The organism is Bauldia sp., assembly GCF_020442045.1.
Lineage (GTDB): Bacteria > Pseudomonadota > Alphaproteobacteria > Rhizobiales > Kaistiaceae > Bauldia.
Genome location: NZ_JAGRLA010000180.1, coordinates 1 through 10,884, shown reverse-complemented (window position 1 = coordinate 10,884; position 10,884 = coordinate 1). Strand labels below are relative to the sequence as shown.

Below are 10,884 nucleotides of genomic sequence, written 5' to 3'. Positions count from 1 at the left end.
TCGGTCAGCGCTCCGCGGAGGTCACCACCAGGACTGGCCGTCGCGACCGTCGCCATGTCACCCGATCTTCGCCTTCAGGCCGGCGATGACTTCGCTGACGGTCATGCCGTCGGCGCGAGCTGCGAAGGAAAGCGCCATGCGGTGTTTGAGTACCGGTTCCGCCAGCTCGCTGACGTCGTCGAGCGACGGGGCGTAGCGGCCGTCGATCAGCGCGCGGGCGCGCACGGCCAGCATCAGTGACTGGCTGGCGCGGGGACCGGGGCCCCAGGCGATCGCGTCATCGAGCTTGGCGTCGCCGCTGCCGGGACGGGCAGAACGCACCAGGTTGAGGATTGCCTCGACAACGGTTTCGCCGACGGGCATGCCGCGAACCAGGCGCTGGATGGCCTGCACGCCGGCACCGTCAAGCACCTGTTCGGCGCCCGTATCTGTCGCACCGGTGGTCTCGAACAGCATGCGCCGCTCTGCATCGCGATCGGGATAGTGGACGTCGATCTGGAGCAGGAAGCGGTCGAGCTGCGCTTCCGGGAGAGGATAGGTGCCTTCCTGTTCCAGGGGGTTCTGTGTCGCAAGCACGTGGAATGGGGTCGGCAGGTCGTGGCGTTCGCCGGCGACTGTGACGTGGTGTTCCTGCATCGACTGCAGGAGCGCCGACTGGGTCCGCGGACTCGCCCGGTTGATCTCGTCCGCCATCAGCAACTGGGTGAAGACGGGACCGGGCAGGAAGCGGAACGCCCGGCTGCCATCCGCACCGACGTCCATCACCTCGGTACCGAGGATGTCGGAGGGCATCAGGTCCGGCGTGAACTGGACGCGGGCGGCGGAAAGGCCGAATACCGTGCCGAGGGTCTCCACCAGCTTGGTCTTGGCGAGACCCGGCACGCCGATCAGCAGTCCGTGTCCGCCGGCCAGCAGCGTGATCAGGGTTCGATCGACGACCGTCTCCTGGCCATAGATCACCTTGCCGATCGCCTCGCGGGCGGCCCTGATCCTGGCCACTGCCGCTTCGGTTTCGGCGAGAATCCTGTCGGGGTCGACGGCGGTCTGCGGTTGATTGAGTGCGCTCATTTCGGTGACGCTTTTCTACCTGGGTGAGGGAACGTCCGACCCATGCCGGAATTCCCCAAGTGTTGCATGAGCGGCGCTGCCGCAATAGAGGATTGTCCCGGCCCCGGGCCTGATCGAGGTCTTGCGGCTGAATCTAATCACATAGGGTAAAGCGCGGCGAAACAATGGCCGCGCCGGGAATGGATGGTCGCAGTCTCTCCTCGGGGAACACATCTTCGCCACGCCATTCACCGGTTTGTGAACACGCTGGCCGATCGGGTGGGCCGCCGGGGATGAGTCAGGAGGACCGGGACGAATCGATCTTCGCGCCGGCACGGTTCTTCCCGCTGGCCGCCGCAAGGCTGGCGACGGGACCGACGCCCGGGGAATCGGAACTGCAGGGAGACCACGTCCTCAACCCCGATCTGGCGGACGTCGCTTTCAGCTATCGCGACGCCGCGGTCCTCATTCCGGCGATTGCACGGGAGCCCGGGGTCACGGTTCTCCTGACTGAACGAACCGCCCATCTGACAGCCCATGCCGGGCAGATAGCCTTTCCCGGAGGCAAGATCGATCCGACCGACGCCGACCCCACCGCGACCGCGCTTCGCGAGACAAAGGAAGAGATCGGCCTCGACGCCGGCGCGATATCGATCGTCGGCGCGCTTACGCCCTATCTCAGCCGCACCGGCTATCGCATCTTCCCGATCCTCGGGCGTGTCGAACCCGAATTCGCCCTGACCCTCAATCGGGACGAGGTCGAGGGCGTCTTCGAGGTGCCGCTGTCGTTTCTGATGACGGAGGAAAACCACCGCCGAGCGAGCCGGATATTCGCCGGAAGACCAAGGACCTTTTACGAAATCCCCTATGAAGGACACTATATATGGGGCGTTACCGCGGGAATCATCCGTGGTCTCTATGAGCGGATATTCGACTGATGGGCCGGCTGATCGCGTTTGATGTCATATTCTTCCTGCTGCCGTTCGGCATCTATGTCGGCTGGTTGTTCGCGACCCGCGGAAGGATCAACGACGCCGGCGACTGGCCGATGAAGACGATCGGCTGGCTCGCCGCGGGTGGTGCCGCCGTGATGATCGGTGCGATGCTGTCATTCATCCATTTCACCGGCGCGCCACCCGGCAGCACCTATGTGCCGGCCCAGTATATCGACGGCGAACTGATCCCCGGTCATTTCGAATGATCGTCCCAGGACGATGAGCAGGCACCTTCCGGATCTTGGCGATGCAGACTGGCTGAGGACGCCGGCCACCCGGAAGACATTCGCCATTCTCGACAAGGACTCGGAGCCGTCGCGGATTGTCGGCGGCGCGGTGCGCAACGCCCTTGCCGGGCTGGCCGTGGAGGAACTCGACTTCGCGACCCCGCTCGCGCCGGAGTCCGTCATGCGCCGTGCGGCGGAGGCGGGCTGCAAGGCCGTGCCGACCGGGATCGAGCATGGAACCGTGACGCTGGTCGCCGATGGCGTTCCCCATCAGGTGACCACGCTTCGGGAGGATGTCGAAACCGACGGGCGGCACGCGGTTGTCCGCTTCGGAACGGACTGGACCGCCGACGCGAGACGCCGAGATTTCACCGTCAATGCCCTGTCGGTCGATGCGGCGGGCAAGGTCTACGACCCGCTTGAAGGTTTCGCCGATATCCTCGCGCGCCGCGTCCGGTTCATCGGCGACCCGGGCCAACGGATCGCCGAGGATCGGCTTCGCGTCCTGCGCTTCTTCCGCTTCAATGCGGAGTTCGGGCAAGGCGGATTCGATCCCGAGGGGCTGTCGGCCGCGATTCGGGCGCGGAACGACCTGCGGGAACTCTCCGCCGAGCGCATAGGCCAGGAAATGCGCCGGCTCGCCAGTGCCCCAAGGGCCTTCGAGACGCTCGGGAGGATGCAGGATTCCGGCATTCTCGGCGTGATCCTCGCCGGGGTTGCCTATCTCGGCCCCTTCGAACGGCTCCTGCGGTTCGATCCCGATGCCGGCCTCCCGCTCAGGCTCGCCGCTTTTGGCTGCCGGGTAGAGGAGGACGTCGAGCGCCTGACGCAACGGCTGCGGCTCTCCAATGCGGAGCGCGACGCGATGCTGGCGGAGGTTGTCGCGGCGCGCCGCTGGAGGATGCCGACGAGTGAGCGGAATGCGCGGGCGAGCCTCTACCGCCTTGGGCCCGCTGCCTGGCCCGACGTGGTCGCGCTGGCCTTTGCCTGGGGCACGGCCGATGCCGATGACAAGGCGTGGCAGGCGCTGCGGGCACTGCCGGCGTTGTGGCCTCCGCCCCGGTTTCCGCTCAGCGGCGCCGACGTGCTCGGCGCGGGCGCCGCTCACGGGCCGGCCGTTGGGCAAATCCTCGAGGCCCTGGAGTCGTGGTGGATCGGTCAGGACTTCGTCCCCGACGCCACGGCACTGCGCCAGCGGCTTCAACAGATGGTGACCTCGGCCCAATAGGGTGGGCGCGCCCGGTGTTCCGGGGTACGGTCGCGGGACGTTTCGCGGGGAGGGAGGCAACCATGGCGGCGACACGCGGCGGACGGATCTGGCGAACGATTTCCATCTTTCTGTTCGGAGGCATCCTCGGTACGGCCTTCGGCGTCGCCGTCGGGCTCTTCATCTTTCCCTATGTCTTCCCGCCCCCACCGGCCGCCGAGACGATCAGCGAAGAGGATCGTTCGGCCCTCGTGGCGAGTGGCGACTTCATCCATGCCGACCCCTCGGATCCGGTCCATTATGGCAAGGGCAGGGTCAGCGTCTATGAGAAGGCGGTGTTCCTCGAACCCGATTTCGAGGTCGGTCCGGGCCCCGACTATCATGTCTATCTGGTTCCCAGGGCGACCGTCCGGGCCTCTGGCGATGTCGCCGACACGATGTATGTCGATCTCGGCCAGCTCCGCGCCTTCAAGGGCAGCCAGCGCTACCAGATCCCGGCGGGCGTCGACCTTGCCAATTACCCGAGCGTGGTGATCTGGTGCGAGACGTTTTCGGTGCTGATCTCCCCGGCCGACGTCACGCCGGTGGAGAAGACCTCGCTTCTCGATTCTTCCGAAACAGATTCAGGTTTCGCGTTCAAGTCGATGGCGAATAAAGAATATCCGGGTTAGTCGGCATGGAGAAAGTCAACGGGATCGGCGGGGTGTTCTTTCGCGCCAGGGATCCGCAGGCAATGGCCGAATGGTACGAGGCCCATCTCGGCGTCACCCGGGCGCCGGGCAGCTACGAGGCGCCGGTGTGGTCGCAGGAGGCCGGCTCGACCATCTTCGCACCATTCCCCAGCGACACCGACTATTTCGGCCGCGCCGCCAACCAGTGGATGATCAATTTCCGGGTCGCCGATCTCGACGCCATGGTCGCCCAGCTTCGCGCGGCGAATATCGCGGTGACCGTCGACGAGACGGCCTATCCCAACGGCCGCTTCGCCCATCTCGACGATCCCGAGGGCAACCGCGTCGAGCTGTGGGAACCCCGCCGGCCAGGCTAGGGCCACTTGGCGACCGGCGGCATCGAGGAGAGGATCGAGTCGACGTTGCCTCCGGTCTTCAGCCCGAAGATCGTTCCGCGATCGTAGACAAGGTTGAACTCGACATAGCGGCCGCGGCGGACGAGCTGCTCCTCGCGTTCGGCCGCGGTCCAGGGCGTGGTGAAATTCCGCCTGACCAGGTTCGGGTAGATATCGAGGAAGGCGAGGCCGACGTCCCGGGTGAAGGCGAAGTCGGCATCCCAGTCGCCGGTGTTCAGCCAGTCGTAGAAGATGCCGCCGATGCCGCGCGGCTCGTTGCGATGCTTGAGGAAGAAATACTCGTCGCACCACGCCTTCATGCGGCCGTAGTCGGCACCGGAGTGGGGCGCGCAGGCGGCCTCCATCGCGGCGTGGAAGTCCCGTGAATCCGGGTCCTCCTCGGTGCGACGGCGATCGAGCACCGGCGTCAGGTCGGCGCCGCCGCCGAACCACTGGCGGCTGGTGACGACCATCCGGGTGTTCATATGGACGGCCGGCACGTTGGGATTATGCATATGGGCGATCAGCGAGATGCCGCTCGCCCAGAAGGCGGGATTGTCCTCCGCGCCCGGAATCTGGCTCCGGAACTCGGGCGAGAATTCGCCGTGGACCGTGGAGACGTGGACGCCGACCTTCTCGAAGACCCGGCCCTTCATGATCCCCATCACGCCGCCGCCGCCTTCCCCGCCGCTATGGTCGGTGCGCTTCCAGGGCGTGCGGACGAAGCGCCCGGCCGGCTGGTCCGCAAGCGGAGTGTCCGGGGGCAGATCGTCTTCGATCGCCTCGAAGGCAGCGATGATCCGGTCGCGCAATCCGGCGAACCAGGCGCTGGCCTCGGCCTTCTTCTGCTCAAGCTGTTCGGGCAGTCCCGGCGGTGCGCCGTCCATCGTCCTGTTCCTCGTCACGCGGCCAATCCGCCAGTCTGTCTCAGTGCCTCGCCCGCCACCATCGCCGCTGCGCTTGCCACATTCAGCGAACGTAAGCCCGGTCGCATCGGGATCAATAGCCGCGCATCCACGCTCTCATGCACGGTCTCCGGCACCCCGGCACTTTCCCGCCCGAAGAGGAGGACGTCCGTTGGCGCGAAACCAAAGCTGGTATAAGGCGTTGTGCCATGGGTGGTGATCAGGACGAGGCGCGATCCGCTGCCTGCTTGCCACCCGCGGAACGCGATCCAGCCGGAATGGCGGACGATCTCGACCTCGCCGATGTAGTCCATGCCGGCGCGGCGGATCGAACGATCGGAGAAGTCGAAGCCGGCCGGGCCGATGATATGCACGCTCATGCCGAGGCAGGCAGCAAGCCGCAGGATATTTCCCGCATTCTGCGGTATGTCTGGCTGGTAGAGCGCGATCGAGACCATGGCGGACCGGAGCGGGGATGTCGGAAGGCGTTACCGGCCCTACCTATCGCCTTGATACCTTTGGAGTCGACACCATCTCTGTCGGCGACACGGCCGAGACAACATGCTGAACTGGCTATCCCGCCTGAGTGACCCTTTCATCGACGCGCCAGTGGTTCGGCCGCCGACCGGGTTGCTGGGATTCTATCGCCACTTCATCCAGCCGGTCCGCGGTCTTCTGGTGACGCTGGTCGTCGTGTCGCTGATTGCCTCGCTGAGCGAGCTGGCCCTCTTCGTCTTTCTCGGCAAGCTGGTCGACCTGACCACCAACAGCGCGTCGCCGGCGACCTTCTTCCGTGACAATGTGTGGCTGCTGGCAGCCATGGGCTTCGTCGTCCTTATCGTCAGGCCGGTGAGCGTCCTCCTGTCGCGCGGCCTGACGACGGTCGCTTTCGTGCCGTCGCTGACCGCGCTGGTCCGCTGGCGGAGCTATCGCTATGTGCTGCGCCAGAGCCTCTCCTTCTTCCAGAACGACTTCGCGGGCAGAATCGCCCAGAAGGTGATGCAGAGCGGTCCGGCGCTTCGGGAAAGCGTCGTCAACGTCGTCGAGGGCGTGTGGACCCTGGTCATCTACCTCGTCGGCACGATCATCCTGTTCGCCGGCCTCGATCCCTGGCTGATCCTGCCGGTGGTGGCCTGGGCATGCTGCTATGCAGTGACCATCATTCGCCTGGTTCCGCCGGTGCGGGCGCGGTCGCAAGCGGCCGCGGAAGCGAATTCCGGGCTGTCGGGCCGGATCGTCGACAGCTACACGAACATCCAGGCGGTCAAGCTCTTCGCCCATGCCGAGCGCGAGGACGCCTTCGCCAAGGAGGGGTTTGTCACCCAGGTCGATGCGTTCCGCCGGCTCGCGGCCGCGATCCTGACGATGATGGCCTCGCTGAACGTCATCAACAGCCTCCTGATCTTCGCCGTATCGGGCCTTGCCCTGTGGCTGTGGTCGATCGGTGAGATCAGCGTCGGCAGCATCGCCATGGCCAGCGCGCTGGTGATCCGGCTCAACCAGATGTCCGGCTGGATCCTGCGGACGATCACCTCGCTCTTCGAGAATATCGGTACCCTGCAGAATGCGATCGAGACGATCAGCCGGCCCCATGCCATCGTCGACAAGCCCGAAGCGAAGCCACTGACGGTGACCATAGGCGAGATCCGCTTCGAGAATATCCGCTTCCACTACGGCCGCGAGGACGGTGGGGTGATCGAGGATTTGTCGCTCAGCGTCGCGCCTGGCGAGCGAGTCGGCCTGGTCGGGCGATCGGGCGCCGGCAAGTCGACGCTCGTCAACCTGCTGCTGCGCCTCTACGACCTCGAGGGCGGGCGGATCCTGATCGACGGCCAGGACATTTCCGAGGTGACGCAGGAATCCCTGAGGAGCTGGATCGGGATGGTGACGCAGGACACCGCGCTGCTTCACCGCTCGGTCCGCGATAACATCCGCTATGGCCGGCCGGAGGCCAGCGAGGAAGAGATCAGGGCGGCGGCGGAGCGCGCCCAGGCGGGCCAGTTCGTTCCCGAGCTCCGCGACTTCCGTGGCAGGACCGGCTACGACGCGTTTGTCGGCGAGCGCGGGGTCAAGCTCTCCGGCGGCCAGCGCCAGCGGGTCGCCATCGCCCGGCTCCTGCTCAAGGATGCGCCGATCCTCATCCTCGACGAGGCGACCAGCGCGCTCGATTCGGAGGTCGAGGCGGCGATCCAGGAGCAGCTCTACAGCCTGATGGATGGCCGGACGGTGATCGCCATTGCCCATCGGCTTTCGACGATCGCGGTCCTGGATCGGCTGGTCGTCATGGATGAAGGGCGGATCGTCGAATCCGGGACGCACAAGGAGCTTCTCGAGCGGGGCGGGCTGTATGCTTCGTTGTGGAAGCGCCAGTCCGGCGGATTCCTCGGGACGGAGTCCGCGGACGGATTCGGGCAGGCGGCCGCCGAATGAGCGGCCGTCAGGCGGTTGGAAGGCTGCGCGGCCGGTTTCTTGTCCGTATGGCGTCAAGCGACCATCGCCCCGCACCCGCGGCCATGAGGGCAAAGAACGCCGCCAGGATCGTGAATTCGGCGCCGAACAGGTAGCGGCCCACGTTTGTCCCGATCGTCGTTACGAAGATAAGGTCCGCGGCCAGGGTGAAGGCGGCGAGTGCCACCGCGGTAAGCCGGGTCAACAGGCCAAGCGCCATGAAAAGGGCGCCACCGAACTCCAGCAGGATGACCAGCGGCAGGAGAATGCCGGGTACGCCGTGGCTTTCCATGAGAGACGCGGTTTCGGCGTAGCCCGAGCCGATCTTTTCCAGGCCCGCATTGCCGAAGAACCAGGCGATGATCAGGCGGGCGAGGAGGAGAAGCGGCGCGGCAAGGCCGACAAAGAGGTCGTCGATCGCGTTCAGGGCCTTGTTGAGCATCGCCGTTTTGCTCCTGCTGCCGGGGGACAGGCAAGGCTAGCCGTTGTGGCGGGAAGACAACAGCCTCTGCCCGTCGGACGTAATCCGGGGACTGCCGGTTGAAACGTCGGGGCGCCGGGTGTAGAGGACACCCATCCGACGGCAATCCCGCAAGAAACACGGAGGGGTGAATGCAGAATCGTTTCATTTTCATCCGCTCCGCGGTTGCGGGACCTCGCGTGCGACCGGGCTGACATTCAGGTTCGGCAATTCGCTGAAAACGCGATAGATCGGGACAAGGGCGGGCTGTTCTCCGGCGCCCGCATCGCCCCCAAGCCTCCGCTTCCAATGAAGAGCATTTGCCGGCGCGTCGGCGCATCTCGTCGTCCCGCCTGTCGTTTCAAGCGCTTCGAATTCGTCGTGCTTGTTAAGTCCGTAGACCGGGCAAGGACCGGAACCGGGCTTGTGATCGATGTCACAGCGGGCGCGGCCGGCGTCCTCTAGAAGCCGCCGCCGCATTCCGAAACGCCAAGTCCATCTGAAGCCTGGTCGCCGGAGTATGACGGGACCGAAGGAACCGACCCATGTTTGCCCAGTTCGAAAAGCTTGTTGATCCGTATCCCGCGGTTGAGCCTTCGATGCCACCGAAAGGCGTTCTCGCCTTCTGCTTGCACTACAGCAGGCCGCTTGCGGGTGCGCTGATCGCGATGTCGATCCTTACGGCGATCGTCTCGCTGATCGAGATCTTCTTCTTCGCCTTTGTCGGCAACCTGGTCGATTGGCTGTCGAATGCGGACCGCGCGACCTTCTTCCAGGAGCATGGCTGGGAGCTCGCCGGCATGGCAGCGGTCATTCTGATCGGCTTCCCGCTTGTGACCTTCGTCCAGTCGCTGTTCATGTTCCAGACGATCGCCGGGAATTTCCCGATGCTCGTCCGCTGGAAGGCGCACCGCTACATCCTCGGACAGAGCCTCGATTTCTTTCACAACGAATTCGCCGGCCGGGTTTCCCAGAAGGTGATGCAGACCGCGCTGGCGGTCCGCGAGACGGTGACCAAGGTCCTCGACGTCTTCGTCTATGTCGCGGTCTATTTCATCGGCACGCTGGTGCTCGTCGGCAGGTCGGACCTCTGGCTGATCGTGCCGCTGGTCGCCTGGCTCGTCGCCTATTTCGGCATCCTGTTCTATTTCGTGCCGAGGCTGCAGAGCATCTCCACCCTGCAGGCGGACGCGCGGGCGCAGATGACCGGGCGGGTGGTGGACAGCTACACCAACATCCAGACGATCAAGCTTTTTGCCCATACGCTGCGCGAGCAGGCCTATGCCCGCGACGCGATGGACGAGTTCCTGGTGACGGTGCATCGGCAGATGCGGCTGGTGACCCAGCTCACCCTCTCGCTCCATGTCGTCAACTCGCTGCTGCTGGCATCGGTCGCCGGGGTCGCGGTGTTCGGCTGGCAGCAGGACGTCGTCAGCCTCGGCGGGATCGCCGTCGCGATCGCCCTGGTGATGCGCATTCGCGCCATGTCGCAGTGGATTCTGTGGGAGATCGCCGGGCTGTTCGAGAATATCGGCACGGTCGAGGACGGCATCAACACGATTGCCCAGCCGGTCGCGATCACCGATGCGCCGGCGGCGAAGGAGCTGGTGGTGACCAACGGCGAGATCAGATTCGATCATGCCCGGTTCCACTATGGGCGGCAGACCAAGGTCATCGAGGACCTGTCCCTGACCATCCGGCCGGGCGAAAAGGTCGGCCTGGTGGGGCGGTCCGGTGCCGGCAAGTCGACCCTGGTCAATCTGCTCCTGCGCTTCTACGACCTTGAAGGCGGCCGAATCCTGATCGATGGCCAGGATATCTCCGCCGCGACGCAGGAGTCGCTGCGAAGCCGGATCGGGATGGTGACCCAGGACACGTCGCTGCTGCACCGCTCGGTCAGGGACAACATCGCCTATGGCCGGCCGGAGGCGAGCGAGGCCGACATTCTGGACGCGGTGCACCGCGCGGAAGCCGATGGCTTCATTCCCGGCCTTTCCGACATCAAGGGGCGGACCGGGCTCGATGCCCATGTCGGCGAGCGTGGCGTCAAGCTCTCCGGCGGCCAGCGTCAGCGGATCGCGATAGCGCGGGTGCTGCTGAAGGACGCGCCGATCCTGATCCTCGACGAGGCGACCAGCGCGCTCGATTCGGAGGTCGAGGCCGCGATCCAGGAATCGCTCTACCGGCTGATGGAGGGCAAAACGGTAATCGCCATCGCCCACCGGCTTTCGACGATCGCGGCCATGGATCGTCTCGTGGTCCTGGATCACGGACGGATCGTCGAGGTTGGCACCCACGATGAGCTCCTCAGGCAAGGCGGCATCTATGCCCAGCTCTGGGAGCGCCAGTCGGGCGGTTTCCTCGATCAACAGCTCGTGCAGGCCGCCGGTGCCGCGTAAAGTGCCTTCCCGGGGGGCGATCGAGCGCCTCCCGGGAAAATTTCTCCCCGCGACAATGTGCGCATTCCGCACACCCACTCTGGACAAATTCTGATCCCGCTGGCTAAACAAACCCGGCCGGGAGGGAATC

The 10,884-nt window shown here is 65.3% G+C and carries 11 protein-coding genes; 7 read left to right on the top strand and 4 right to left on the bottom strand.

The window, feature by feature from the left end:
• Positions 1-57: 57 nt before the first annotated feature.
• Entirely contained in the window at positions 58-1,068 is a 1,011-nt protein-coding gene (locus KDJ86_RS19635) for an AAA family ATPase (protein WP_291749832.1), read from the bottom strand.
• A 272-nt stretch (positions 1,069-1,340) separates the two neighbouring features.
• Between KDJ86_RS19635 and KDJ86_RS19630 the strand changes: the two genes are divergently transcribed.
• The 5 genes from KDJ86_RS19630 to KDJ86_RS19610 all read left to right on the top strand — a co-directional run bounded on the left by KDJ86_RS19630 (position 1,341) and on the right by KDJ86_RS19610 (position 4,524).
• Positions 1,341-1,985, top strand: coding sequence for a CoA pyrophosphatase (locus tag KDJ86_RS19630; RefSeq protein ID WP_291749830.1), 645 nt, complete (start codon positions 1,341-1,343; stop codon positions 1,983-1,985).
• A complete protein-coding gene (locus KDJ86_RS19625; protein WP_291749827.1) occupies positions 1,985-2,248 on the top strand; it encodes a DUF6111 family protein in 264 nt (87 codons plus the stop codon). Before KDJ86_RS19630 ends, KDJ86_RS19625 begins: the two co-directional genes overlap by 1 nt.
• 13 nt (positions 2,249-2,261) lie before the next feature.
• Positions 2,262-3,497 carry a CCA tRNA nucleotidyltransferase gene (locus tag KDJ86_RS19620; RefSeq protein WP_291749824.1) on the top strand — a complete coding sequence of 412 codons (1,236 nt, stop codon included), beginning with the start codon at positions 2,262-2,264 and terminating at the stop codon, positions 3,495-3,497.
• Positions 3,498-3,559: 62 nt separating this feature from the next.
• The gene (locus tag KDJ86_RS19615; protein WP_291749822.1) at positions 3,560-4,147 is read left to right on the top strand and encodes a DM13 domain-containing protein; all 588 of its coding nucleotides are present in this window, start codon (positions 3,560-3,562) and stop codon (positions 4,145-4,147) included.
• Between the two features lie 5 nt (positions 4,148-4,152).
• Positions 4,153-4,524 carry a VOC family protein gene (locus KDJ86_RS19610; protein ID WP_291749819.1) on the top strand — a complete coding sequence of 124 codons (372 nt, stop codon included), beginning with the start codon at positions 4,153-4,155 and terminating at the stop codon, positions 4,522-4,524.
• On the opposite strand, the gene hemF is transcribed toward KDJ86_RS19610, so the two are convergent.
• Together hemF and KDJ86_RS19600 are read right to left on the bottom strand one after the other, a co-directional pair.
• On the bottom strand, positions 4,521-5,429 hold the full coding sequence (gene hemF / locus KDJ86_RS19605) for an oxygen-dependent coproporphyrinogen oxidase (protein WP_291749835.1): 909 nt from the start codon (positions 5,427-5,429) through the stop codon (positions 4,521-4,523). The genes KDJ86_RS19610 and hemF overlap by 4 nt on opposite strands.
• A 14-nt stretch (positions 5,430-5,443) precedes the next feature.
• Positions 5,444-5,905 (bottom strand): tRNA (cytidine(34)-2'-O)-methyltransferase, encoded by a 462-nt coding sequence (locus tag KDJ86_RS19600; protein WP_291749818.1) that lies wholly within the window; start codon positions 5,903-5,905, stop codon positions 5,444-5,446.
• 103 nt (positions 5,906-6,008) lie between these two features.
• Here KDJ86_RS19600 and KDJ86_RS19595 point away from each other — a divergent pair, with 103 nt between their 5' ends.
• On the top strand, positions 6,009-7,877 hold the full coding sequence (locus KDJ86_RS19595; protein ID WP_291749817.1) for an ABC transporter ATP-binding protein: 1,869 nt from the start codon (positions 6,009-6,011) through the stop codon (positions 7,875-7,877).
• 7 nt (positions 7,878-7,884) lie between these two features.
• Here the strand turns inward: KDJ86_RS19595 and KDJ86_RS19590 are convergent, their stop codons facing one another.
• Positions 7,885-8,337, bottom strand: a complete 453-nt coding sequence (locus KDJ86_RS19590) for a DoxX family protein (protein ID WP_291749815.1) — start codon at positions 8,335-8,337, stop codon at positions 7,885-7,887.
• A gap of 563 nt (positions 8,338-8,900) precedes the next feature.
• Between KDJ86_RS19590 and KDJ86_RS19585 the strand changes: the two genes are divergently transcribed.
• Positions 8,901-10,754, top strand: a complete 1,854-nt coding sequence (locus KDJ86_RS19585; RefSeq protein WP_291749814.1) for an ABC transporter ATP-binding protein — start codon at positions 8,901-8,903, stop codon at positions 10,752-10,754.
• The last annotated feature ends 130 nt before the right edge of the window (positions 10,755-10,884 follow it).

Coding starts and splice junctions, on each gene's coding strand:
- KDJ86_RS19615 (WP_291749822.1), top strand. CDS start 3,560: ATGGCGGCGACACGCGGCGGACGGATCTGGCGAACGATTTCCATCTTT.
- KDJ86_RS19590 (WP_291749815.1), bottom strand. CDS start 8,337: ATGCTCAACAAGGCCCTGAACGCGATCGACGACCTCTTTGTCGGCCTT.
- KDJ86_RS19585 (WP_291749814.1), top strand. CDS start 8,901: ATGTTTGCCCAGTTCGAAAAGCTTGTTGATCCGTATCCCGCGGTTGAG.
- KDJ86_RS19610 (WP_291749819.1), top strand. CDS start 4,153: ATGGAGAAAGTCAACGGGATCGGCGGGGTGTTCTTTCGCGCCAGGGAT.
- KDJ86_RS19630 (WP_291749830.1), top strand. CDS start 1,341: ATGAGTCAGGAGGACCGGGACGAATCGATCTTCGCGCCGGCACGGTTC.
- KDJ86_RS19625 (WP_291749827.1), top strand. CDS start 1,985: ATGGGCCGGCTGATCGCGTTTGATGTCATATTCTTCCTGCTGCCGTTC.
- KDJ86_RS19595 (WP_291749817.1), top strand. CDS start 6,009: ATGCTGAACTGGCTATCCCGCCTGAGTGACCCTTTCATCGACGCGCCA.
- KDJ86_RS19600 (WP_291749818.1), bottom strand. CDS start 5,905: ATGGTCTCGATCGCGCTCTACCAGCCAGACATACCGCAGAATGCGGGA.
- KDJ86_RS19620 (WP_291749824.1), top strand. CDS start 2,262: ATGAGCAGGCACCTTCCGGATCTTGGCGATGCAGACTGGCTGAGGACG.
- hemF (WP_291749835.1), bottom strand. CDS start 5,429: ATGGACGGCGCACCGCCGGGACTGCCCGAACAGCTTGAGCAGAAGAAG.
- KDJ86_RS19635 (WP_291749832.1), bottom strand. CDS start 1,068: ATGAGCGCACTCAATCAACCGCAGACCGCCGTCGACCCCGACAGGATT.